The following is a 24571-nucleotide window of genomic DNA, read 5'->3' as shown; positions in this document are numbered from 1 at the left end:
GGACTTTCAACAAGCTGGTGGGAGCCCGCTCGGGAGAGAGGGCAGCCTCAGGCGGGCGGCAATTTCTCCAGAAAACGCATCAACAGGCTTTCTTCGATGCGCAGGCCCTTGCGCGGCGTTGCCAGGCGTATGCCGGCCAGATCGCCAGCCTGAAAGGCTTCGATCAGAGCGGGATGGATGTAGCACTTGCGGCAGACAGCTGGCGTATTGCGCAATTGCTCAGCCACCTCCTTGACCATGGCCACCACATGTTTCTTGGCCGCGCTTTCCGGTTGCCACTCGAGCTCGCGCAGCAGCGTCAGGGCCAGTGCGCTGCCGGCCCAGGTGCGGTAGTGCTTGGCGGTGAAGTCGGCGCCGGTCAGTTCACGCAGATACTCGTTGATGTCGGTGGAGGTCACCGCGCGACGTTCGCCATCTTCATCCAGATACTGGAACAGGTGCTGCCCGGGCAGTTCCAGACAACGCTGGATGATGCGGGCCAGGCGGCGGTCATTGACCTGCACCTCGTGTTCGATACCGCTCTTGCCACGGAAGTGAAAGCGAATCGTGCTGCCTTGTACCTCGACGTGACGGTTGCGCAGGGTGGTCAGGCCATAGGAGCGATTTTCCCGTGCGTAGCGGGCGTTGCCGACCCGGATCAGGGTGTTGTCCAGCAGCATGATCACGGTCGCCAGCACTTTCTCGCGGCGGTGCTCGCGTAGGTTCAGGTGCTGCTGCAGTGCTTCACGCAGCGCTGGCAAAGCCTTGCCGAATGCCAGCAGGCTAGCGTACTTGTCCGCATCCCTGATTTCGCGCCAACGCGCGTGGTAGCGGTATTGCTTGCGTCCGCGGGCATCGCGGCCGGTTGCCTGCAAATGGCCGTTGGCGAATGGGCAGATCCATACCTCGGTATAGGCGGGCGGTATCGCCAGAGCATCGATCCGAGCCACTTGTCGCTTGTCGCGGATGCGTTGGCCCTGGTTGTCGAAATAGCAGAACTTGCCACGCAGCTTGCGGCGGCTGATGCCCGGCATGCTGTCGTCGACATAGCGCAGGTCGGCGGGTAGATCGATGTCGCCAGGCGCCATGCTCATCGCTACGCACCCTGAAAAGAGGCACTGACCGCAGGCGACAGGGCAGTGGCAGGGTAGAGGACGATTTTTGGCATGGGTATCGCTCGTCGTGGCAGATATTCATTAGCCCGCCGAACGCAGCGGTAGTTCCGTCTTTACGAGCTGCAGAGGTGCCTCTGCAGTTGCTGCCAGGCGTCAGGATGATGCGTTGCTCTTCATGGCCTGTTGCCAGCTCCGCGCGCTGGCTTTTACCAGCCAGCAGGCGAGTATGAAGGGCATGGTCAGGGCTGGTAGACCCAGTGCGCTGAAACCCGGTTGCAGAAGCAGGGCAAGGAGAATCCCCACGGCGGGAACCAATGGGCAGCGATAAGCCTGGGCCAGGACAATGGCGGCGAGGGTGGCGTTGTAGCCGTATAGGCCGGCCAGCGCGCCATCGCTGGGCCAACCGTAGAACAGGGCCAGTGCCGAGCCGCTGCTGGAGCCCACTAATGCCCACAGCGCCGTGCGGCTATCGGCCAGGCGCAAGCCGATCAGCAGGCACAGGCCAGCCAGGGGCGAGTCGAGAAAGATGACTTGGCCCAGGCCGCGCAGCACCACGAGCATCAACTGCAGGGCGTTCAGCTCCGGCGCACCGGGCGCGCTGGCTGGCGTTGCGAGTGGCAGCTCCAACTGGGCGACCAGAGTCAGCAACAGCCAACCGAGGAGTACGAAGGGAAAGGTGAACGCGGGCAGCCAGCCATGCTTGCGCATGCATCGCATCCAGGGTGCCAGCAGCAGGCTGGAAAGGGCTGCGCTGGTGATGATCAGCAGCGGCAACAGCGGTGTCCACGGCAGTTTCAGGCTGAGTAGCAGGCCGAGCAGGATACCGTTGTAGCCGTACAGGCCGATGGCGATGTCCGCTGGCGGGTAGCCGCGGCGTCGTGCGATCAGCATCGAGGTCAGGCCGCCGAGCAGAGCACCGGTCAGCAGATCAGGGGCGCCGATGAGAATCGCCAGCAGCACCAGCAGGCCGCAGCCAGGGTGTTGCTGCAGGAAGATCTGGGCGAAGCCGCAGAGCAGGGCGCGCAGGCTTTGCAGGGCAGGGTGTGAGGTTGGTAGTGGAGGCATGATGTCTGTGCCAAGAGCCCCCTCCCCCAGCCCCTCTCCCGCAGGCGGGAGAGGGGAGCTGTCCGTGCCGCTTGGAGGCGTTACGTAGGGTGCGCCGTACAGAAGGTGCGCACGGCGCACCATACGGGGCTGCTCAATGCAGCGTTTCGATCCTCAGGCTGTTGGTGCTGCCGGGTTGGCCGAATGGTTCGCCGGCGGTGATCACCACGGTTTCGCCGCGCTTGGCCATGCCTTGGGCCTGGGCGATTTCTAGCGCGGTGCTGGTGACTTCCTCGACCTTGCGCAGGCGCTCGTTGACCACCGAGTAGATGCCCCAGGCCACGGTCAGGCGGCGCGCTGTGGTCAAGCTCGGCGTCAGGCTGAGGATCGGCGCCTTGGGGCGTTCGCGTGAGGCGCGCAGGCTGCTGGCACCGGATTCGCTGTAGTTGACCAGCGCCGCCACCGGCAGGATCGAGCTGATGCGGCGGATGGCGCAACTGATGGCGTCACTGGCGGTGGCTTCGGCCTGCGGGCGACCGACGTCGAGCTGGCTCTGGTAGTCCGGGCCGTTCTCCACCTGGCGGATGATCTTGCTCATCATCTGCACGGTTTCCAGTGGGTAGTCACCGGAAGCGGTCTCGGCCGACAGCATCACCGCATCGGCACCTTCGGCCACGGCGTTGGCCACGTCGGTGACTTCGGCGCGGGTCGGTGCCGGGGAGAAACGCATGGATTCGAGCATCTGCGTGGCCACCACTACCGGCCGGCCGAGCTGGCGACAGGTGCGCACGATGTCTTTCTGGATACGCGGCACGTTCTCGGCCGGCACTTCCACGCCCAGATCACCGCGCGCCACCATGATGGCATCGCACAGCCTGGCGATTTCCTCCAGGTGGGTCACCGCCGAAGGTTTCTCGATCTTGGCCATGAGGAAGGCTTTACCGCCGATCAGCTCGCGGGCTTCGACGATGTCCTCGGGGCGTTGCACGAAGGACAGCGCCACCCAGTCCACACCCAGTTCCAGGCCGAAGCTCAGGTCGCGGCGATCCTTCTCGGTCAGCGGCGACAGCTGCAGCACCGCTTCGGGCACGTTGACGCCCTTGCGGTCGGACAGTTCGCCACCGGCGATCACTTCGGTGATCACGGCATCATTCTGCTTGGCGGTCACTTTCAGGCGCAGGCGGCCGTCATCCAGCAGCAGGCTCATGCCCGGTTGCAGGGCCTCGATGATTTCCGGGTGGGGCAGGTTGACCCGGCTGGCGTCGCCGGGCGTGGCGTCCAGATCCAGGCGCAGGCTCTGGCCATTGACCAGCTGCACCTTGCCTTCGGAGAAGCGGCCCACGCGCAGCTTCGGCCCCTGCAGATCCATGAGGATGCCGATGGGCTGGTTCAGTTCACGCTCTACCTCGCGCACCCATTGATAGCGTTGAGCATGGTCGGCGTGTTCGCCGTGGCTGAAGTTGAGGCGGAACAGGTTGACCCCGGCTTCCACCAGTTGGCGGATATGCGCGGCGTCGCGAATCGCCGGCCCGAGGGTGGCGAGGATCTTCACTTTCTTGTCGGCGTTCATTGGGCAGGTTTCTCGAGAATCAGAATGGCGCGGAAATCGTTGACGTTGGTACGGGTCGGCCCGGTGACGATCAGCTCGTCGAGGGCGGCGAAGTAGCCATAGCCGTTGTTGTCGTCCAGTTCGTCGCGGGCGCTCAGGCCCTTGATGCCGGCGCGGGCGTAGCTGTAGGGGGTCATGATGGCGCCGGCGTTGTCCTCGGAGCCGTCGATGCCGTCGGTGTCGCCGGCCAGCGCATAGACGCCGGGCAGGCCCTTGAGGCTTTCGGTGAGGCTGAGGAGAAATTCGGCATTACGCCCGCCACGGCCCTTGCCGCGTACGGTGACGGTGGTTTCGCCGCCTGAGAGGATCACGCACGGTGGCTTGATCGGTTGGCCATGCAACTGCACCTGGCGGGCAATGCCGGCATGCACCTTGGCCACGTCGCGCGACTCGCCTTCCAGGTCGCCAAGGATCAGCACCGGGAAACCGGCGGCTTCGGCCTTGGCCGCGGCGGCGTCGAGCGACTGCTGCGGGGTGGCAATCAATTGGAAGTGGCTACGGGCGAGTACCGGGTCGCCGGGCTTGACCGTTTCCGAGCGTGGGTCTTGCAGCCAGCTGCGTACGTTGGCCGGAATGTCGATTTCATAGCGGGCGAGAATCGCCAGGGCGTCGGCCGAAGTGGTTGGGTCGCCCACGGTGGGGCCGGAGGCAATCACCGTGGCTTCGTCACCGGGCACGTCGGAGATGGCGTAGGTGTAGACGGTGGCCGGCCAGCAGGCCTTGGCCAGGCGGCCACCCTTGATCGCCGAGAGGTGCTTGCGCACGCAGTTCATCTCGCCGATGGTGGCGCCGGATTTGAGCAGGGCTTTGTTGATCGTCTGCTTGTCCTGGAGGCTGATGCCTTCGGCCGGTAGGGCGAGCAATGAGGAGCCGCCACCGGAGAGGAGAAAGATCACTCGGTCGTCTTCGGCCAGGTTCGACACCAGCTCCAGCACGCGGCGGGCGACGCGTTCGCCGGCATCGTCCGGCACTGGGTGGGCAGCTTCTACCACTTCGATCTTCTTGCAGTCGGCGCCGTGATCGTAGCGGGTCACCACCAGGCCGCTGACTTCGCCTTGCCACTCCTGCTCGATCACCTCGGCCATGGCTGCTGCGGCCTTGCCGGCGCCGATGACGATGACGCGGCCGCTGCGGTCGGCAGGCAGATGATCGGCCAGCACCTGGCGCGGATGTGCGGCAGCGATGGCGGTTGCGAACAGGTCGCGCAGCAGGCGTTGCGGGTCGAGGTTCATGGTGATGTTCTCTTGCAGATCGATTCCAGTCCGCAGGCGCCGCGTGGCAGCGCCTGGGGAGTGGAATCGACCAACCTGGCAATCGGGCCGTGACACCTCCTGCCAGGAAGGTCGAAAGGGTACCGGGGAGTTGGCTTGTTCGGTGCGCACGGCGCACCCTACGGTTCGCGATACCGCGTAGGGTGCGCTGCGCGCACCGCCTCGTTACTCGCCGCGGATATTGAAATTGGCCATGTGCTCCAGACCCTTGATCAGGGCGGAGTGATCCCAGCCGCTGCCGCCGAGGGCTGCGCAGGTGCTGAAGACCTGCTGGGCGTTGGCGGTGTTGGGCAGGTTCAGGCCCAGCTCGCGTGCACCGGACAGCGCCAGGTTGAGGTCCTTCTGGTGCAGGCTGATACGGAAGCCTGGGTCGAAGGTGCCCTTGATCATGCGCTCGCCGTGTACTTCGAGAATCTTCGAACCGGCGAAACCGCCCATCAGCGCCTCACGCACCTTGGCTGGATCGGCGCCGTTCCTGGCGGCGAACAGCAGGGCTTCGGCCACCGCCTGGATGTTCAGTGCGACGATGATCTGGTTGGCTACCTTGGCCGTCTGGCCGTCACCGTTGCCACCGACGCGGGTGATGTTCTTGCCCATGGCCTGGAACAGCGGCAGGGCGCGCTCGAAGGCGTTCGGGCAGCCACCGACCATGATCGACAGGGTCGCGGCCTTGGCCCCGACTTCACCGCCGGACACCGGTGCGTCGAGGTAGGCAGCGCCAGTGGCCTTGATCTTCTCGGCGAAGGTCTTGGTAGCGGTGGGGGAGATCGAGCTCATGTCGATCACTACCTTGCCGGCGCCAACGCCTGCGGCAACGCCGTCAGCACGGAACAGCACGTCTTCGACCTGCGGGGTGTCCGGCACCATGACGATGATGAACTCGGCTTCCTGAGCGACTTCCTTTGGGTTGGCCAGGGCGATGGCACCGGCTGCAACCAGATCGGCCGGGGCCGGGTCATGGTGTTCGGAAAGGAACAGGGTGTGGCCGGCTTTCTGCAGGTTCTGCGCCATGGGTTTGCCCATGATGCCGGTGCCGATGAATCCGATTTTAGCCATGAGAGATAACCTCGTTGTAAGTGGTGAGCCTGTAGGAGCGGATTTATCCGCGAACACCGTCGAGGCCGGTGCCATGCATCGCGGGTGAACCCGCTCCTACGGATTGGTGCAGTCCGTCAGATCACGTTGTGTGCTTTCATCCAGCCGAGGCCGGCAGTGGTGGTGGTTGCTGGCTTGTATTCACAGCCGATCCAGCCCTGGTAGCCGATGCGATCCAGGTGCTCGAAGAGGAAGCGGTAGTTGATCTCGCCAGTGCCCGGCTCGTTGCGCCCCGGGTTGTCAGCCAGCTGTACGTGATTGATGGCGGCCAGGTTGCTTTCAACCGTGCGGGCCAGGTCACCTTCCATGATCTGCATGTGATAGATGTCGTACTGCAGGTACAGGTTGGTGCTGCCGACCTTGTCGCGAATCTCCAGTGCCTGCTTGGTGTTGTTCAGGTAGAAGCCGGGGATGTCGCGGGTGTTGATGGCTTCCATGACCAGGCGGATACCGGCGCCGGCCAGCTTGTCGGCGGCATAGCGCAGATTATCGACGAAGGTCTTTTCCACGCTGGCGCAGTCCGCGCCCTGCGGGCGGATGCCGGCCAGGCAGTTGATCTGCTTGTTGCCCAGCACCTTGGCGTAGGCGATGGCCTTGTCGACGCCGGCACGGAATTCCTCGACGCGATCCGGGTGGCAGGCGATGCCACGCTCGCCCTTGGCCCAGTCGCCTGCTGGCAGGTTGAACAGCACCTGTTCCTGTTTGTTGGCGTCGAGGCGAGCCTTGATCTCTTCTGCCGCGAAGTCATAGGGGAAGAGGTATTCCACACCGCTGAAACCGGCGTCGGCAGCGGCGGCGAAACGATCCAGAAAGTCCACTTCGGTGAACAGCATGGACAGGTTGGCAGCAAAACGGGGCATGGTGTCGCTCCTATTTTCGTAGCCCGGATGCAATCCGGGGTGTTGCGGTATTTCCCGGATTGCATCCGGGCTACGTCGTCGAGGTAGGGTGCGCCGTGCGCACCAGCGGGACGCGCGGCGCACCCTACGGGTCAGTCGAGCAACGCGATGGCGGTCGGGGCGTCGACGCCGCGCTCGGCCAGCTCCTCGAACTCGTTGATGGCGTTGATCTCGGTGCCCATGGAGATGTTGGTGACACGCTCCAGGATGATCTCGACCACCACCGGCACGCGGTGCTCGGCCATCAGGCGCTTGGCTTCGGCAAAGGCGTTCTGCAGCTCGTTCGGGTCGAACACGCGGATCGCCTTGCAACCCAGGCCCTCGACCACGGCGACGTGGTCGACGCCATAACCGTTGAGCTCCGGCGCGTTGATGTTCTCGAACGCCAGCTGTACGCAGTAATCGATGTCGAAGCCGCGCTGCGCCTGACGGATCAGGCCCAGGTAGGAGTTGTTCACCAGCACGTGGATGTACGGCAGGTTGAACTGCGCACCCACAGCCAGCTCTTCGATCATGAACTGGAAGTCGTAGTCGCCGGACAGCGCCACGACCTGACGCTGCGGGTCGGCCTTGACCACACCGAGGGCAGCCGGAATGGTCCAGCCCAGCGGGCCGGCCTGGCCGCAGTTGATCCAGTGACGCGGCTTGTACACGTGCAGGAACTGCGCGCCGGCGATCTGCGACAGACCGATGGTGCTGACGTAGCAGGTGTCCTTGCCGAAGGCTTCGTTCATTTCCTCGTACACGCGCTGCGGCTTGGCCGGCACGTTGTCGAAGTGGGTCTTGCGTTGCAGGGTGCGCTTGCGCTCGCGACAGGCTTCGACCCAGGTGCTGCGGTCTTTCAGCTTGCCGGCGGCTTTCCATTCGCGGGCGACCTGAAGGAAGGCATCCAGTGCGCTGCCGGCGTCGGAGGCGATGCCCAGATCCGGGTTGAACACGCGGCCGATCTGCGTCGGTTCGATGTCGACGTGGATGAACTTGCGGCCTTCGGTGTACACGTCCACCGAACCGGTGTGGCGGTTGGCCCAGCGGTTGCCGATGCCGAACACCAGGTCGGAGGCGAGCAGGGTGGCGTTGCCGTAGCGGTGCGAGGTCTGCAGGCCGACCATACCGACCATCAGTCTGTGATCATCGGGAATCGCGCCCCAGCCCATAAGGGTTGGCACTACCGGTACGCCGGTAAGCTCGGCAAATTCGACCAGCTTGTCTGTCGCATCGGCATTGAAGATGCCGCCGCCAGCGACTAGCAGCGGGCGCTCGGCCTCGTTGAGCAAGGCGATGGCCTTTTCGGCCTGGACGCGGGAGGTGGTCGGCTTGGCCACCGGCAGCGGCTCGTAGGCATCGATGTCGAATTCGATTTCGGCCATCTGCACGTCGAACGGCAGGTCGATCAGCACCGGGCCGGGACGACCGCTGCGCATTTCATGGAAGGCGCGCTGGAACGCGCGCGGCACCTGGCCGGGTTCCATCACGGTGGTTGCCCACTTGGTGACCGGGCCGACGATGCTGGTGATGTCGACGGCCTGGAAATCTTCCTTGTGCATACGCGCACGTGGTGCCTGGCCGGTGATGCACAGAATCGGGATGGAGTCGGCGGACGCCGAGTACAGGCCGGTGACCATGTCGGTGCCGGCAGGGCCGGAGGTGCCGATGCACACGCCGATGTTGCCGGCATTGGTGCGGGTGTAACCCTCGGCCATGTGCGAAGCGCCTTCGACGTGACGGGCCAGGACGTGATCGATGCCACCGAGTTTCTTCAGTGCGGCATACAGGGGGTTGATGGCAGCGCCGGGGACGCCGAATGCGGTATCAACGCCTTCACGGCGCATCACCAGTACGGCGGCCTCGATTGCTCTCATTCTGGCCATGGCCATTCCTCTCGAGTCGGTTGTTTTTCTGTTGAGGTCAGGATGACGGCTGGGCGAAAGCGGGGGAATTGATGGATACTTCAGTTCTGTCGATATCTGGAGTATCGAATGGATCGTCATACCCTTATCCGTAGTTTCGTTCTGGTGGCCGACAACGGCAGCTTCGCCTCGGCCGCTCTCAGTGAAGGTGTGACCCCCGTGGTGATGGGCCGGCGGCTGGATGCGCTGGAGCAACACCTGGGCGTCAAGCTGATGCATCGCTCCACGCGCGGGCTGCAGCTGACCGACCTTGGCGAGCAGTACCTGGAGCGTGCCCGCAGCCTGCTCAAGGACTTCGACGAGGCGGATGCCAGCGTCGCTCGCGGGGGCAAGTCGGTACGCGGGCATCTGGTGGTTTCTGCACCGGCGGCGTTCGGCCGGCGCCATATCGCGCCCCATGCGCCGGCGTTTCTGGCGCGCTACCCCGATCTCAAGCTGTCGTTCAACTTCACCGACAGCGTGGTCGACCTGGTGCGTCAGGGTTACGACATGGGCATTCGTATCGGTGAGGTTACCGACCCCAACTATGTGGCGCTCAAGCTGTTTCCCAATCGCCGCGTGGTCTGCGGGGCACCGAGCTATTTCGAGCTGTACGGCGTGCCGCGCACACCGGACGACCTGGTGCGGCACAACTGCCTGGCGTTCAACATGCAGGGCGGCCAGCAGCGCGGCTGGACGTTCCTGCGTGAAGGTCGGCAGGTGGCGGTGAAGGTCGCCGGCAACCTCGACTGCAACGATGGCGAACTGCTCTACAACTGGGTCAAGCAGGGGCTGGGGATTGGCTGGCGCTCCACCTGGGAGATCCAGGCCGAGCTCAAGGCCGGTGAGCTGGTGACGGTGCTCGACGAATACGCTCTGCCGGCCTACGACATTCAGGCGGTGTACCCGCAGCAGCGTTATCTGCCGGCCAAGGTGCGCTTCTTCATCGATTATCTGAAGGGTATCTACAACACGCCGGGCTACTGGGAGGCACGCAACGTCTGAGCGTTTATTCGATACTTTGATTGAGTTATTTGATTTTATTTTTTGTGCACAAAATTTATTTTAATTGTGCTCAATGATTGTAATCCGCTTTCTGTTCGGCTATTTCATAGGGCGTTTTCTGATGCCGTGCACCTGTGTGCGTGGATGCCTTTTCTGCAGTTTTGGAGATCGCCTCTGTGAGTAGCCTTAACCTGAACATCGCTTTGCACATCACACTCAATGCCCTGGCGGCGGGGCGTGACCGATCTGCCGCACCGCTGACCGTCGCGGTGCTGGATGCCGGCGGCCATCTGATCAGCCTGCAACGTGAGGACGGCGCCAGTCTGCTGCGTCCGCAGATCGCCATCGGCAAGGCCTGGGGCGCATTGGCACTGGGCAAGGGCTCGCGCTTGATCGCCAGCGATGCGCAGCAGCGCCCGGCGTTCATCGGGGCGGTCAACAACCTGGCTCAGGGCAGCCTGGTGCCGGCACCGGGTGGCGTGTTGATTCGCGACGAGCGCGGCGATGTGATTGGGGCCGTCGGCATCACTGGTGATACCTCGGATATCGATGAGCAGTGTGCAGTCAGTGCGCTGGAGTCGCTGGGCCTGCAGGCCGACGCAGGGGCGTAGGGCGTCGTGGGAGTAGGGTGCGCCGTGCGCACCGGCTGACTTCGCCGTCTTTGAGTCGGGGTAGGGTGGATGTCGCTTTTTGCACCCACCAGGGCGGTGGGTCGGTAACCAGCGAACTATCCTGCGACCTCCGAAACGGCTCTTGACCGTGGTGCGCACGGCGCACCCTATGGGATAGACGTAGGTCGATGACCTCGCGCAGGCGTCGGCGTTTAGGCGCTGGTCACCAGTTCGGATGCGGTCGACGGCGCTGGACTGACTTCGCAGCCTTTGAGCACCAGGCGGATGATGGTCTGCGCGGCGGCTTCGTAGTCGGCGTCATCGAGGGTGGTCTTGCCGGTGACGATGGAGATCTGCCAGTCGAAGTCGGCGTAGGTCTGGGTTGCGGCCCAGATGCTGAACAGCAGGTGATGCGGGTCGACTTTCGCCATCAGGCCCTGATCGACCCAGCGCTGGATGCAGGCGATGTTGTGCTTGGCCTGGGCATTGAGCTGTTCGGTTTGCTCCGGCGACAGGTGCGGCGCACCGTGCATGATCTCGCTGGCGAACACCTTGGAGGCATGCGGCAGCTCGCGGGAGATGCGGATCTTCGAGCGGATGTAGGCGGTCAGCACGTCGCTCGGGTGGCCCGGCTGGTTGAAGGGTGAAGAGGCGGCCAGCAGAGGCTCGATGATGCTTTCCAATACCTCGCGGTAGAGGTTTTCCTTGGACTTGAAGTAGTAGTAGACGTTGGGCTTGGGCAGGCCTGCCTTGGCCGCAATGTCACTGGTCTTGGTGGCGGCGAAGCCCTTGTCGGCGAACTCTTCGCTGGCTGCGCGGAGAATGAGCTCTTTGTTACGCTCGCGTATGCTGGTCATAAGGCCCTGTGTTTTTCTCGGCCGCCGGGCGGCGGTCGGGCATGGTAGCACCGGCTTCGCGCAGGGCTCAAGCCAGTGGCCACGGGCTGCACAGCGTCTATCTGACCTTGAGGTCAGATTTATGTATACAAAAAAATGCTTTTCTGTTTTTATCCTTCGCAGCCTTATCCATGACAAAAAAGTCTTGGCGCGCGACGCTCCAGGAGACCTGCCGTGAATACCCATCAGCTCGTCGACCCGTTCGGCCGGCGCATCACCTACCTGCGTTTGTCGGTGACCGATCGCTGCGATTTTCGCTGCACCTACTGCATGAGCGAAGACATGCAGTTCGCGCCGCGTCAGCAGATTCTCAGCCTGGAAGAACTCTACGCCGTGGCCGATGCCTTCATCGGGCTGGGTGTACGGCGCATCCGTATCACCGGGGGTGAGCCGCTGGTGCGCAAGAACCTGCTGAGCCTGCTGCAGCGTCTGGGCGGCCGCGAGGAGTTGGAGGATCTGGCAATCACCACCAACGGCTCGCAATTGGCAGAGATGGCAGCGCCCCTGCGCGCGGCAGGCGTGCGGCGCCTGAATATCAGCCTGGATTCCCTGCAACGCGAACGCTTTGCCGCCTTTGCCCGGCGCGACAAGCTCGATCAGGTGCTGGCTGGCATCGAGGCGGCGCGCGCCGCCGGTTTCGAACGAATCAAGCTCAACAGCGTGGTGCAGAGCGGTCGTAATGATGATGAGGTGCTCGATCTGGTCGAATTCGCCATCGAGCGTGGGCTGGACATCAGCTTCATCGAGGAGATGCCACTGGGCAGCGTGGTCAGCCACGAGCGGCAACTGACCTTCTGCTCCAGTGATGAGGTGCGTCAGCGCATCGAGCAGCGACATGCGCTGGTGCGCAGCAGCAAGGTCACTGGTGGACCGTCCCGCTATTGGCAGGTGGCCGGTACGCAGACCCAGATTGGTTTCATCTCGCCGCACAGCCACAACTTCTGTGGTGACTGCAACCGGGTGCGGGTCACTGCCGAGGGCAAGCTGGTGCTCTGTCTCGGTCACGACGATGCGTTGGATCTCAAGCGTCTGCTGCGCGCTCATCCCGGCGATGACGAGCGCTTGCGTCAGGCGCTGATCGGCGCGTTACGCCTCAAGCCCGAGCGGCATCACTTCGCGACCGATGAGCAGGTGCAGGTGGTGCGCTTCATGAGCATGACCGGCGGCTGATCACCCGCGTATCCATACAACAATAAAAGGAAGTGCTCGTATGCAGCAGGCTCGACTGTGTCTGTTATCTGCCGTTTTGCTGACCCCGCTGGCCAGTGCCCAGACGCTGGTAGTCGGTGTCGAGGCTCTGTCATTCGCGCCGCATTACAGCCTCGATGCTCAGGGCCGCTATCAGGGGTTCGCCCGTGAGCTGCTCGATGCCTTCGCGGCCGACAGTGGTCTGAGCCTGAGTTACAAGGCACTGCCGGTCGATCAGTTGTTACCGGCGCTGCAGCGTGGCGAGATCGACTTCAAGTACCCGGACAGTCCGCTCTGGGCGCAGACGCAGAAGGCTGGCATGACGCTGCATTACAGCCAGGCAGTGGTCGACTACGTGGATGGTGTGTTGGTGGCACCCGATCGCCAGGGCCAGGCGTCGGAGAACATTCGCCATCTGGCACTGGTGCAGGGCTGGACGCCTCGTGGCTACGAGGAGCGCATTGCCAGTGGGGCCGTGCAGCCACGCTACAACGAGGATCTGCGGCAGATGATTCGTCAGGCACTGAGGAAGGAAAGCGATGGCGCCTACTTCAACGTGGTGGTGGCGACTTATTACCTCGACAACATCCGCGCCCGGCCAGGTGCCCTGGTATTCGACCCGACGTTGCCGCATACCCGCGGTACTTTCCACCTGTCGAGCAGCGCTTATCCCGAAGTGCTGGCACGCTTTGACCGCTTCCTTGGCGAGCGCGCGCAGCAGGTGGCAGCGCTGAAGGTCAGGCACGGGGTAGAGGCCAACCTGGACAGCGAATACATCGGCGTGGAGCGCTGGAAGGTGGATTTTCTTGAACGCCAGAAAGCCAAAACCGGCGCCAGGGCGCCGGTTTCGATTAGCGATTGACCCGATCAGGCAGCGGCGTTGGCGCGCTGCAAGGCACTGGCGTGGTTGCGCATCAGGCCATAGTGCAGGGCAGCGCCGAGCAGGGCGCCGAGAATCCAGCCGTAGCCAGCCAGTTGGCTGAGGCCTGGCATCCACACCGAGGCGACCGAGAACACCGAGGCCACGCCGAAGGCGATCATCGCCTTGCGGTTCCAGCCACCGTTGAAATAGTAGGTCGAGCCCGGTTCGGCGCTGAACAGATGCTGCACGTTCAGGTGCTGGCGGCGGATCAGGTAGTAGTCGGCCACCATGATGCCGTACAGCGGCGCCAGGATCGCACCCAGGGTATCGACGAAGGCGGCGATGCCCATATTGCTGATGAACGACACCCACAGTGCGCCGATGAAAAAGGCGATGGCTGCGGTGATCATGCCGCCGGTTCGGGCGCTGATGCGGCCCGGTGCCAGGTTGGCAATGTCGTAGGCTGGCGGGATGAAGTTGGCCACCAGGTTGATGCTCACCGTGGCGACGAAGAAAGTCAGCGCGGCGATGATGGTCAGAGCCAGGTTATCGACGCGGGCGACGATCTCGGTCGGGTTGGTCAGGGTTTCGCCGAATACCACCACGGTGCCAGCGGTGATGATCAGGGCGATGATGGAGAAGAAGGTCAGGCTGACCGGTAGGCCGAAGAAGTTACCGGCAGTCATGTGCTTGTGGCTTTTCACGAAGCGCGAGAAGTCGCCGTAATTGATCACCACGGCTGCGAAGTAGGCGACCATGGTGCCGACCACGGCGAAGAAGGCTGCAATGGGGCCGCCGGCATATTCACCGGTGCCACGGAAGATGTTGCCCAGCTCGCCGAGCAGGTCGGGGCCGGCCTTGTACCAGATCATGCCCATCAGCGCGATCATCACCAGGTACACCACGGGGCCAGCGAAGTTGAGGAACTTGGCCACCCAGTCGATGCCACGCATGAACAGCGCGACCTGGAACACGCAGACGATGATGTAGGAAATCCAGCCTACGGCGGTCAGGCCGAGGAACTTGGCCTCCGAACCCGGGCCGGCGAGGGCGGTGATCAGCAGCGCTACTGCCGTGGAGGCGAAGTAGGTCTGCACGCCGTACCAGAAGATCGCCACGATACCGCGTACCACGGCGGGGAAGTTGGCGCCGCGCACGCCCATGCTCGAGCGGGCCATGACCGGGAACGGAATGCCGTACTTGACGCTCGGCTTGCCGGTCAGTTGTACCAGTCCCATGACGATGAAGCCCGACAGCACGATGCCGGCCAGTACCGCCCAGCCATTGAGGCCGTAAGAGATGAACAGGGTGGCGGCCAGGGTGTAGCCGAACAGACTCTGGATGTCGTTGGTCCAGACGTTGAAGATTTCGAACCAGCCCCATTTGCGTTTCTCCGGGGCGAGTGGCGCGAGATCCTCGTTATGCAACGAGGGGTCGATGTGCTTGATGTGGAAGTCTTCGGCGTTGGACATGGACAGCTCTCGAATGTTGTTGTGTGGCCGCTAAGCCTGTGAAGAGATTTGTCTGCAGGTTCCATTCCAAGTTGTCGACGATTGTTGAATCAATCTGTGTATACAGCTTTTTCAACAGTGATCTGGATAGGAGCCTGTTGGCTTTGTACACATAAAATCGTGTCTTGAACATGGTTGAATGCCGTTTTGGATACAAAAATGTTGTTTTATTGGGTGCAAAATATTGACCTTTAGGTCAAATTCGTGCTTGTAGTGACGAATTTCTGCACCGTCACGAAGCGTTGCGCACTCGTCTGGGGCGTTATCGCGATCTGAGTAGGCACCCTCTGCCGAGGTGTGAACCCAAAGAAAAGGGGCAATGACGAAACCGTCATTGCCCCTTGCTCGGCATGACATCCCTATCCGACGTCATGCAGCGATTCGTGATGCGTGATCAGAAGTGGTACTTGACCAGGGCCTGTACGGCGGTCTGGTCGAAGCGATCGTCCGAGCCGTCCACTGGCTTGACCCCGTACTTGGCGCGCCACATGTTCACTTCGGTGCCGACATAGAGCTGGCGCTCCTTGCCGAACAGCGCCTTGCCCGCATCCCACTTGACCTGGATCGAGGAGCCAACCGAGGTCTGGGTGCCTGCATCGCGAGACGGTGAGCGCCAGTCGACGAAACCGTCGACCAGAAAGTCCTGATCACCGATGCTGAACGGGTACGCCGCGCTGACGGTCAGCTGGGTGGCGTAGCCGTTGTTGCCCGCGTCGGCGAAGAAGGTGTGGTTGTTGATCTTCACCTGGTACAGGTTGGTCTTGAAGAAGGTGAAGCCGGGGACGTCCCAGTCCAGGCCGATGCCGTACAGGTAGTTTTCCGGGCCCGGGCCGCCATTGCCTTTCTCGTAGGTGAAGGCGGCGAAGACATCCTTGATCGGGCCAGCGGCCAGCTTCTGCCCGGTCAGCCAGCTCAGGCTCACGCGCGGAGAAAACTCCATGTAGTAGAAGGAGTCCTTGTCGTGCTGGCGGAAGCTGCCGTTATCGAAGCTGCCGCGGGTCTGCGTGTTGTCGGCGCGGATGTAGTCGAGGAAGTAGAAGATATCGCCCCAGGCCCAGCCGCTGGCGTGCTCGAAGGTGAAGGTGGTCTGGGTGCGCTGCTCTTCGCCATTGAAGTTCATGCGCTGGAAGTTCTCGCCATACAGATACGACAGGCTGTTGTCCTGCCAGAAAAGCAGGTCGCCGGCGAGGCTCAGCTGGGCGGCGCCAAGCCCACAGGCGAGGGCCAGGCAGTGAGGCAGATGCTTGAGTTTCATGGATTTTCCTTGTTGTTGAGGTGCAGGCGTCTGCTCCCGGCGGCATGCCGCCGGGAGTGTTCGGTTAAGACTGGGGTCAGTTCGAGCGTGGCGCTGGGTCGAGGTCGCGACTGAGGGTGTTCAGGCTGTCTTCGCAGGCGTCGTCCTGGCGGTTCTGCAGCACGGTGTGCAGGTGCGCCTCAGGGTCGTAGTCATCTTCGGCCACGGGCTCTTCTGGCAGGAAAACGTTCAACGCGATGGCGCTGAAGGCGCCGATGGCAATCGGCGAACCGAGGATGTTGCGCAGCATCTCCGGCATCTGCGCCAGTGCTTCGGGCACTGCTGCCACGCCGAGCCCCAGGCCCAGGGAAATGGAGACGATGAGCATGTTGCGGCGATGCAGGCCGGCTTCGGTGAGAATCTTTATGCCGGCCACCGCCACGGTGCCGAACATGATCAGGGTGGCGCCGCCCAATACCGGTTTGGGCATCAGTTGCAGCACTGCACCGACCATGGGGAACAGCCCGAGCAGGACGAGGATCGCAGCGATGTACAGTGCGACATGGCGGCTGGCCACGCCGGTGAGCTGAATCACCCCGTTGTTCTGGCTGAAGGTGGTCATCGGCAGGCTGTTGAACATCGCCGCCATCGCCGAGTTGCAGCCATCAGCCAGCACTCCGGACTTGATCCGGCGCATGTACAGCGGGCCTTTGACCGGTTGTTTGGAGATGATCGAGTTGGCGGTCAGGTCGCCCGCGGTTTCCAGCGGAGTGATGAGGAAGATCACCGCAATCGGAATGAACGCCACCAGGTCGAAGCTGAAGCCGTACTTGAATGGCTGTGGCACGCTGATCAGCGGCACCTCGGCCATCTCGCTGAAATCCACTCGACCGGTCAGCCAAGCCACGGCGAAGCCCAGCGTCAGGGCCACGATCACGGCAGACAGGCGCAGCATCTGCGACGAGGAGCGGTTGAGCACGACGATGGTCAGCAGTACCAGGGCGCCGAGTGCCAGATGGTGCAGTGCGCCCAGATCCTCGGCTCCGTAGCCGCCGGCGAAGTCGGTCATACCGACCTTGATCAGTGACAAACCCATCAAGCAGATGATGGTGCCAGTGACCACCGGAGTGATCACCTTGCGCAGCTTGCCAATGAATTGGCTGAAGAAAATCTCGACGAAGGCGGCGCAGAAGCACACGCCGAAGATGGTCGAGAGAATCTCCTCCTCGCTGCCACCACGGCCCTTGACGATGAAACCGGCGCTGAGGATCACGCTGAGAAAACCGAAGCTGGTGCCCTGCAGGCAGAGCAGGCCGGAGCCGACCGGGCCGATGCGCTTGGCCTGGACGAAGGTGCCGAGGCCGGAGACGAACAGCGCCATGCTGACCAGATAGGGCACGTGAGCGCCCAAGCCGAGCACGCTGCCGACGATCAGGGTAGGAGTGATGATGGCGACGAAGCTGGCCAGCACATGTTGCAACGCGGCGAACACAGCGGGGAGGAAGGCGGGAGTGTCGTCCAGTTGATAGATCAGTTCGTTGCGGACGCTGGGCGTAGCTGGGGCGTTGCGGTCGGTAGTCATGTCATAGCCTGCCATTTGTTTTTATACGGTCATGGGCTTACACGAGGCTTCACGGCACCTCTGCCCTGAGCGAATGAAACCTGTCCACTCGGTCAAGATGTGGCGACTATAACAACTTGGCAACAGGGTTAAAAACAATTTATTTGAAGATTGTGCACAAAAAATAAGCCGCCGGTCAGTTCACACTGCCGGCGGCTTTTGACGGCATCCGTGTGCCGTCCTTGTAAAAAGATGCCGCGTCTTCGTGGGGCGCGGCATGTGTGGCAATCAGTTGATCTGAGCGCCTTTGGCGATCCAGCTACCGATCAGGTCGCGTTCGTCCTGGGTCATCTGGGTGATGTTGCCCAGCGGCATGATCTGGCTGGCCACGGTCTGCGCATGAATCTTCGCGGCCTGGGCCTTCATCTGCTCGGGCGTGTCGAGCATGAAGCCGGCAGGCGGGGCGCTGAACATCGGGCTGCTCGGGGTGACCGAGTGGCACACGGTGCAGCGCTCATGGATCACACTTTCCACCTTGGCGAAATCAGCATTGCCTGCAGCAGGGGCTGCAGCCTCACTGGCGACGGGCTCGGTCGGGGTCGCTTCATTGCTCGTTTCGACCTGGGCTGTGTTTGTGCTGGCCGGTTGCTCCACAGCGGCGACCGGAATGGCCGCTGGTGCACGGCTTGCCGGGGAGGTGACATAAGCCAGGCAGATCATGCCTAGCGCGGCGGCTGGCAGTGTCCAGACGAACTTGTTGCTGTCGTGGCGCGTGTTGAAGTAGTGACGCACCAGCACCGCCAGGATCGCGATGCCCGCCAGGACCAGCCAGTTGTACTGGCTGCCATAGGTGCTCGGGAAGTGGTTGCTGATCATGATGAACAGCACCGGCAGGGTGAAGTAGTTGTTGTGCCGCGAGCGCAGTAGGCCCTTGGCCGGCAGCAGCGGATCGGGCGTGGTGTTGGTCTCGATCGCCTTAACCAGCGCACGCTGGGCCGGCATGATGGTGAAGAACACGTTGCCGACCATGATCGTGCCGATGATGGCGCCGACATGGATGTAGGCCGCGCGGCCGCTGAAGATCAGGCTGAAGCCATAGGCCGCGGCGATGATCAGCACGAACAGCACGGCGCCGAGCAGGGCGGGGCGCTTGCCCAGTGGCGAGTCGCAGAGAACGTGATAGATCACGTAACCGGCGAGCATCGAACCCAGGCCAATGGCGATACCCATTGCAGGGGCCAGCTCGACGCCTGGCTTGATCAGGTAAAGGCTGGGGTTGAGGTAGTACACCACCAGCAACAGGGCGACGCCCGACAGCCAGGTGAAGTAGGCCTCCCATTTGAACCAGTGCAGGTTCTCCGGCATTTTCGGCGGAGCCAGCTTGTACTTTTCCAGGTGGTAGATACCGCCGCCGTGAATCGCCCAGAGGTCGCCCGACAGGCCCTCGCGTGGGTTGCTACGGTTGAGGTTGTTCTCCAGCCAGACGAAATAGAAGGATGCGCCGATCCAGGCGATGCCGGTGATCATATGGATCCAGCGGATGCCCAGGTTTAGCCATTCGGTGAAATGTGCTTCCACGATCTGTACCTCTTTCCCGGGGGAGGCACGCCAGCCCCGGGCTTCTCTTATTGGTGGGGTTCGAGGAGAAGAAGCTCGTCCTCATTGAAGAAATGCTCATCGCAGTTGTTGCCGGAACCACTGCGATCAACCACCAGGAAGTCATCCCGCTTTTCGATCGTCAGCACCGGGTGGTGCCAGACGCCGCGATGGTAATTGACGCCCTGCCTACCATTGCTGAGGAAGGCACGGACGGAACCTGATACAGGTACATCGCCAACTGGCGCGACCACGATCAGAAAGGGGTTGCCGAGCAGCGGGATGAAAGCCTGGCTGCCCAGCGGATGGCGTTCCAGCATGCGGATGGTCAACGGCATCTGCAGCGATTCGGCGCTGAAGATGCTGATGATGGCCTTGTCCTCCGGCTGTGCGGTCTCCACGGTGGCCAGCTTGTGATAGCGGCGGGTGGAACCGTTGTTGATCATGAAGAACTCGCTGTTCTCGGTTTCGATCACGTCACCGAAGGGGGCGAAGGCTTCTTTGCTCAGGGGCTCGATGGTCAGGCTACGCATGGCTGTTCTACTTGTTCTGTTAGAGAGGGGAGGCTGCAGCGCTTACAGTTGCTGCAGGCGGAACATCGCGATCTTGTTGATCTCGGCCAGGGCGGTCTGGAACTCCTGCTCCGGCGTGTTGTGAATGCGTTCCTCGAAGGCTGCCAGGATCTGATGGCGATTGCTGCCCTTGACCGCCTTGATGAAGGGGAAGCCGAACTTGGCCTTGTAGGCATCGTTGAGTTCGGTGAAGCGGGCGAACTCCTCGGCGCTGCATTCGTGGATACCGGCGCCGGATTGCTCGGCGGTGCTGGAGGCGGTCAGTTCACCACGTACGGCAGCCTTGCCGGCCAGATCCGGGTGCGCATTGATCAGTGCCAACTGCGCATCATGGCTGACGGACAGGAGGATGTCGGCCATGCGCTGCTGCAGCGTCTCGATTTCATCGATGGAGCTGTCCAGGCCTAGGTCGTAGGCTTTCTCGGCGACCCACGGCGAGTGCTCGTAGATATCGGCGAAGGCTGCGACGAATGCGTCGCGGCTCAGTTGGGAGGGCGTCAGGGTCTGGAAACGGCTCATGGGCGGCTCTCTTGTCATTCGGTCGCGCGGAAGGGGTGAGTGGCGTGCCAGTGCTTGGCAATGTCGACGCGGCGGGCACACCAGACCTTGTCGTGGCTCTTCACGTATTCGAGGAAGCGCGCCAGCGAGGCCAGGCGAGCGGGGCGGCCCAGCAAGCGGCAGTGCATGCCGATCGACAACATCTTCGGCGCGCCGGCTTTACCTTCTGCGTAGAGCACGTCGAAGGCATCCTTGAGGTATTCGAAGAAGTCGTCGCCCTTGTTGAAACCCTGCACCTGGGTGAAGCGCATGTCATTGGTGTCCAGGGTGTAGGGGATCACCAGATGCGGTTTTTCCGGCGTGCTGGCCGGATCCCAGTAAGGCAGGTCGTCGTCATAGGTGTCGGAGTCGTAGAGGAAGCCACCTTCCTCGCGCACGATGCGTCGGGTATTCGGCCCCAGGCGGCCGGTGTACCAGCCCAGCGGGCGTTCGCCGGTCAGCTCGGTGAGGATGCGGATGGCCTCGAGCATGTGCTCGCGCTCGGTGGCTTCGTCGGTGTTCTGGTAATCGATCCAGCGGTAGCCGTGGCTGCAGATCTCGTGGCCGGCGGCGACCATTTCGCGAATCACCTCGGGGTGGCGCTGCGCGGCCATGGCCACGGCGAAGACGGTCAGCGGAATGTCGTACTGCTTGAACAGGTTGAGCAGGCGCCATACGCCGGCGCGGCTGCCATATTCGTAGAGCGACTCCATGCACAGGTTGCGCTGGCCCTGCAGTGGCTGAGCGGCGACCATCTCGGACAGAAACGCTTCGGACTCCTTGTCGCCATGGAGAATGTTGCGCTCACCGCCTTCTTCGTAATTGAGCACGAAGGACAAGGCGACGCGGGCATCGCCCGGCCAGTGCGGATGAGGTGGGTGTGCGCCGTAGCCGATCAAGTCACGTGGGTAATCAGCGTTCACTGCAGTCTTCCTATCTGGAATGTTGCGGTCTTTGCGCGTCCTGAAATCGATGGCTGCGCGACCTGGATGGCTAATTGTATACAAAGTTAGTTGTCGTTTGTAAATCTGAATTTCGTCATTCCCTTCTTTGTTGAACCAAGCAAGAAACTTGCCTGATTGGTCAGCTATCTGGCGTTCTACAGGCTTGCCTATTGTGCTGTGGAGTGGTTCGGATTGGTGAAGGTGAAGCCATTTGCATGATCTTCGTCGATTTTATTGTGTACAATTTTAGCGTTAAATGTTTTATATTCACCTCGCGTGCTATCCTGCCCAAGCGTTGGAGCACTGCAACGAGCCGATTTCAACAGAGCAGAGGAGGTGCGGTATTCGCAGGCCGTTGGTCGTGACGGATGCCCGAGAGCCATGGGACGTTTGACTACACATGTACTGGATGCCGCGCACGGCTGTCCGGGGAGTGGCATCAAGGTCGAGCTGTATCGCGTCGAAGGCGCGCAGCTGGAGCTGATCAACACCGTTGCGACCAACCACGATGGCCGTTGCGATGCGCCGGTGTTACAGGGCGATGACTACCGCAGTGGTGTCTATCAATTGCATTTCCACGCTGGCGACTACTACCGTGCTCGCGGTGTCAGCTTGCCGGAACCGGCTTTTCTCGACGTGGTGGTACTGCGTTTTGGCATCGATGCCGGGCAGGAGCACTACCACGTACCGCTACTGATTTCCCCCTACAGCTATTCCACCTATCGCGGTAGCTGAAGCGATAGTGGCGCTGCCCGCCAGACGAATGCTTGTCACCCTCAGACTCGTTTGAGTCCCTATGCCCGCTCACACTGCGGGCTTTTTTATGCGGGTGTTTTGCCAGGGCCAAGTTCTGCCCGAGGTTGCCGCATGGGTGAGCGACGGTTCTGATGTCAGGGCTGTATGGTGCGCCGCGCGCACCATGTTGGATGAATCCCGCGATGTCGCGTGCCGACTCTGTGCGCACGGCGCACCCTACCGACGAACGCCAGCGTAACCCGGATGCAATCCGGAGGTGGGTCGGTAAATGTCCGTTGGCCAAGAGCGAGGCATGGGCATGTAGGGTGCGCCGCGCGCACCGGGTCTGATGAATCCCATGGTGCTGCGTGCGGATTCGGTGCGCATGGCGCGCCCTACCGATGTACGTCGACGTAGCCCGGATGCAATCCGGGGCAGGGCGGCGGCATGGCTGCGGATTACATCCAGGTGGCCCCTCTGTCTGGCATTGATGGATCAAACGAAAACCCCGGCACGCGGCCGGGGTCTCGATCAGCGCATGCAGCTTGTCGTCAGAGGAAAGCGAACTTGGCGATGAAGATGATGCACAGCAGGTACAGGCTCAGCGATACCTTGTCGCGCTGGCCGGTCAGCAGCTTCAGCGTGGCGTAGGTAAGGAAGCCCAGGGCGATGCCATTGGCGATGGAGAAGGTCAGCGGCATCATCACCACGGTAACGATGGCTGGGATGGTATCGGTGTGATCCTTCCAGTCGATGTGCGCCATGCCGCTCATCATCAGCATCGCCACGTAGATCAGCGCGCCAGCGGTGGCATACGCCGGAATCATGCCGGCCAGCGGGGCGAAGAACATCGCCACCAGGAACAGCACGCCAACGGTCACTGCGGTCAGGCCGGTGCGGCCGCCTGCGGCAACGCCCGAGGCGCTCTCGACGTAGCTGGTTACCGGGGGGCAACCTACCACCGCGCCGAATGCGCCGGCGGTGCTGTCCACTTTCAGCGCCTTGGACAGATCCTTGATATGGCCATTCTCATCCACCAGGTTGGCGCGATGGGCGACGCCCATCAGGGTGCCGGCGGTGTCGAACATGTTCACGAAGAGGAAAGCCAGAATCACGCTGATCATGCCCACCTCCAGCGCGCCGGTGATGTCCAGCGCGAGGAAGGTGGGTTCGAGGCTCGGCGGCATCGAGATCACGCCGCTGTACTCCACCAGGCCCAGTGCCCAGCCGATAGCGGTGACACCGAGCATGCTGATGAGGATGGCGCCGAACACATTGCGGTGGCTGAGCACGCAGATGGCCAGGAAGCAGACTGCTGCCAGCAGGGTGGCAGGTTGCTGGAAGGAACCCATGGTCAACAGGGTGGCCGGGCTATCGACGACGATACCGGCTGTCTTCAGGCCGATCAGGCCGAGGAACAGGCCGACCCCCGCACCCATGGCGAAGCGCAGGCTGGTGGGGATGCTGTTGAGCAACCACTCGCGAATGCGCGACAGGCTGAGAATCATGAACAGCAAGCCGGCGATGAACACCGCACCCAGTGCCACTTCCCAGCTGTAACCCATCTCGCCGACGACGGTGTAGGTGAAGAAAGCGTTGAGCCCCATGCCCGGAGCCAGGCCCACCGGCCAGTTGGCGTACAGACCCATGAGGATGCTGGCGACAGCCGCGGCGAGGCAGGTGGCGACGAAAGCCGCTCCGTGGTCGATGCCGGCGCTGGCCATGATGTTGGGGTTGACGAAGATGATGTAGGCCATGGTGACGAAGGTCGTCAGGCCGGCCAGCAGCTCGGTCTTGATGCTGGTGCGGTGCTCGGTCAATTTGAAGAAGCGGTCGAGTAGGCCGGCTCTTTCCAGTTGAGTCGCGTGTTGTTCTTGTTTGACGCTTTCCACAGCGGGTACTCCTCATCTCTCTTGTTGTGTACCGCCCAGAGCGTTGCGCAAGGACAATGGCTCTCTGAGGCAGGCGGTGTTTTTGCGGTGCTTCCTGGCTAAGTTGTTGACCGAGCGGTCAAGAAGTCACTCGAGCGCGATTATGCTGTTGTATACAAAAAATGCAATTAATGTTTTCACTGTTGCGGAAATCGCACTCTGGGCGATTCTCGCCACGAAAATGCGCGGATTTGACGACAATCGTCGCTCGGTTTTTATTAAAAAGGCTTTTAAAACAGATAGATGCTGAATTTTCGCGCAGATGGCGGGTAAAGCGCTGAAACACGCCCCAGATGGGGTATCTGGAGTGTTTATCCAATATTGGCCTGAGAAGTACTGCTTATATAAGGAAAGGGTTTGAGTGGTGGCTGGGTTCAGTGAGGAGGTTTCTTGCAGACTCAGCTACGACGTCAGACAACTACAGGTGTAGTGAACGATTGGTTTGTGTACAATCAATCCAATTTTTCCCGAAGTTTTTCTTCTCGGAGCT

At 62.0% G+C, this 24571-nt stretch carries 21 protein-coding genes; 5 read left to right on the top strand and 16 right to left on the bottom strand.

Translation table 11 applies throughout. The annotated features are described in order from the left end of the window. Window positions 1-47 precede the first annotated feature (47 nt). From HS968_RS15875 to gcl, 7 genes are all read right to left on the bottom strand, one after another. The gene (locus HS968_RS15875) at window positions 48-1073 is read right to left on the bottom strand and encodes a DNA topoisomerase IB (protein WP_182367072.1); all 1026 of its coding nucleotides are present in this window, start codon (window positions 1071-1073) and stop codon (window positions 48-50) included. 174 nt (window positions 1074-1247) lie between these two features. Further along, window positions 1248-2159, bottom strand: coding sequence for an urea transporter (locus tag HS968_RS15870; protein WP_182367070.1), 912 nt, complete (start codon window positions 2157-2159; stop codon window positions 1248-1250). A 133-nt stretch (window positions 2160-2292) separates the two neighbouring features. Beyond that, a complete protein-coding gene (gene pyk, locus HS968_RS15865) occupies window positions 2293-3708 on the bottom strand; it encodes a pyruvate kinase (protein WP_182367068.1) in 1416 nt (471 codons plus the stop codon). Further along, window positions 3705-4979, bottom strand: coding sequence for a glycerate kinase type-2 family protein (locus HS968_RS15860; protein ID WP_182367066.1), 1275 nt, complete (start codon window positions 4977-4979; stop codon window positions 3705-3707). The genes pyk and HS968_RS15860 overlap by 4 nt, the downstream gene beginning before the upstream one ends. A gap of 204 nt (window positions 4980-5183) precedes the next feature. Continuing rightward, complete coding sequence (locus HS968_RS15855; RefSeq protein ID WP_182367064.1) at window positions 5184-6074, bottom strand: 2-hydroxy-3-oxopropionate reductase; 891 nt, start codon at window positions 6072-6074, stop codon at window positions 5184-5186. A 116-nt stretch (window positions 6075-6190) separates the two neighbouring features. Then, entirely contained in the window at window positions 6191-6973 is a 783-nt protein-coding gene (gene hyi / locus HS968_RS15850; protein ID WP_182367062.1) for a hydroxypyruvate isomerase, read from the bottom strand. A gap of 131 nt (window positions 6974-7104) precedes the next feature. Next, window positions 7105-8880, bottom strand: a complete 1776-nt coding sequence (gene gcl / locus HS968_RS15845; protein ID WP_182367060.1) for a glyoxylate carboligase — start codon at window positions 8878-8880, stop codon at window positions 7105-7107. 108 nt (window positions 8881-8988) lie between these two features. Here gcl and HS968_RS15840 point away from each other — a divergent pair, with 108 nt between their 5' ends. Continuing rightward, window positions 8989-9903: a LysR family transcriptional regulator gene (locus tag HS968_RS15840; protein WP_182367058.1), complete on the top strand. Its 915-nt coding sequence runs from the start codon at window positions 8989-8991 to the stop codon at window positions 9901-9903. Window positions 9904-10079: 176 nt separating this feature from the next. Beyond that, entirely contained in the window at window positions 10080-10514 is a 435-nt protein-coding gene (locus HS968_RS15835) for a GlcG/HbpS family heme-binding protein (RefSeq protein WP_182367057.1), read from the top strand. A 212-nt stretch (window positions 10515-10726) separates the two neighbouring features. On the opposite strand, the gene HS968_RS15830 is transcribed toward HS968_RS15835, so the two are convergent. Next, the gene (locus tag HS968_RS15830; RefSeq protein WP_119691744.1) at window positions 10727-11371 is read right to left on the bottom strand and encodes a TetR/AcrR family transcriptional regulator; all 645 of its coding nucleotides are present in this window, start codon (window positions 11369-11371) and stop codon (window positions 10727-10729) included. Between the two features lie 213 nt (window positions 11372-11584). On the opposite strand from HS968_RS15830, the gene moaA reads away from it, so the two are divergent. Together moaA and HS968_RS15820 are read left to right on the top strand one after the other, a co-directional pair. After that, entirely contained in the window at window positions 11585-12580 is a 996-nt protein-coding gene (gene moaA, locus HS968_RS15825) for a GTP 3',8-cyclase MoaA (protein ID WP_182367055.1), read from the top strand. A gap of 40 nt (window positions 12581-12620) precedes the next feature. Continuing rightward, entirely contained in the window at window positions 12621-13460 is an 840-nt protein-coding gene (locus HS968_RS15820) for a transporter substrate-binding domain-containing protein (protein WP_182367053.1), read from the top strand. A gap of 5 nt (window positions 13461-13465) precedes the next feature. Here HS968_RS15820 and HS968_RS15815 read toward each other — a convergent pair whose 3' ends face one another. The 7 genes from HS968_RS15815 to puuE form a co-directional block, all read right to left on the bottom strand. Next, the gene (locus tag HS968_RS15815) at window positions 13466-14932 is read right to left on the bottom strand and encodes an NCS1 family nucleobase:cation symporter-1 (RefSeq protein WP_106739992.1); all 1467 of its coding nucleotides are present in this window, start codon (window positions 14930-14932) and stop codon (window positions 13466-13468) included. A 433-nt stretch (window positions 14933-15365) separates the two neighbouring features. After that, the gene (locus HS968_RS15810; protein WP_182367051.1) at window positions 15366-16226 is read right to left on the bottom strand and encodes an outer membrane protein OmpK; all 861 of its coding nucleotides are present in this window, start codon (window positions 16224-16226) and stop codon (window positions 15366-15368) included. Window positions 16227-16302: 76 nt separating this feature from the next. After that, the gene (locus HS968_RS15805) at window positions 16303-17802 is read right to left on the bottom strand and encodes a uracil-xanthine permease family protein (RefSeq protein ID WP_182367049.1); all 1500 of its coding nucleotides are present in this window, start codon (window positions 17800-17802) and stop codon (window positions 16303-16305) included. A gap of 252 nt (window positions 17803-18054) precedes the next feature. Continuing rightward, window positions 18055-19344: a urate hydroxylase PuuD gene (locus tag HS968_RS15800; protein ID WP_182367047.1), complete on the bottom strand. Its 1290-nt coding sequence runs from the start codon at window positions 19342-19344 to the stop codon at window positions 18055-18057. A 47-nt stretch (window positions 19345-19391) separates the two neighbouring features. Further along, entirely contained in the window at window positions 19392-19895 is a 504-nt protein-coding gene (locus HS968_RS15795; protein ID WP_106740001.1) for an ureidoglycolate lyase, read from the bottom strand. Between the two features lie 42 nt (window positions 19896-19937). Next, a complete protein-coding gene (uraD, locus tag HS968_RS15790) occupies window positions 19938-20453 on the bottom strand; it encodes a 2-oxo-4-hydroxy-4-carboxy-5-ureidoimidazoline decarboxylase (RefSeq protein WP_182367044.1) in 516 nt (171 codons plus the stop codon). A 14-nt stretch (window positions 20454-20467) separates the two neighbouring features. Then, window positions 20468-21394 carry an allantoinase PuuE gene (gene puuE / locus HS968_RS15785; protein ID WP_119691736.1) on the bottom strand — a complete coding sequence of 309 codons (927 nt, stop codon included), beginning with the start codon at window positions 21392-21394 and terminating at the stop codon, window positions 20468-20470. Window positions 21395-21796: 402 nt separating this feature from the next. Here puuE and uraH point away from each other — a divergent pair, with 402 nt between their 5' ends. After that, window positions 21797-22150: a hydroxyisourate hydrolase gene (gene uraH, locus HS968_RS15780; RefSeq protein ID WP_179624625.1), complete on the top strand. Its 354-nt coding sequence runs from the start codon at window positions 21797-21799 to the stop codon at window positions 22148-22150. 551 nt (window positions 22151-22701) lie between these two features. On the opposite strand, the gene HS968_RS15775 is transcribed toward uraH, so the two are convergent. Then, window positions 22702-24042 (bottom strand): NCS2 family permease, encoded by a 1341-nt coding sequence (locus HS968_RS15775; RefSeq protein ID WP_182367042.1) that lies wholly within the window; start codon window positions 24040-24042, stop codon window positions 22702-22704. Window positions 24043-24571: the final 529 nt, after the last annotated feature.

Source organism: Pseudomonas berkeleyensis (assembly GCF_014109765.1).
Taxonomy (GTDB): domain Bacteria; phylum Pseudomonadota; class Gammaproteobacteria; order Pseudomonadales; family Pseudomonadaceae; genus Aquipseudomonas; species Aquipseudomonas berkeleyensis.
Note: the sequence above shows the minus strand (reverse complement) of the source record. Positions and strands in the feature narration are given on the sequence as shown.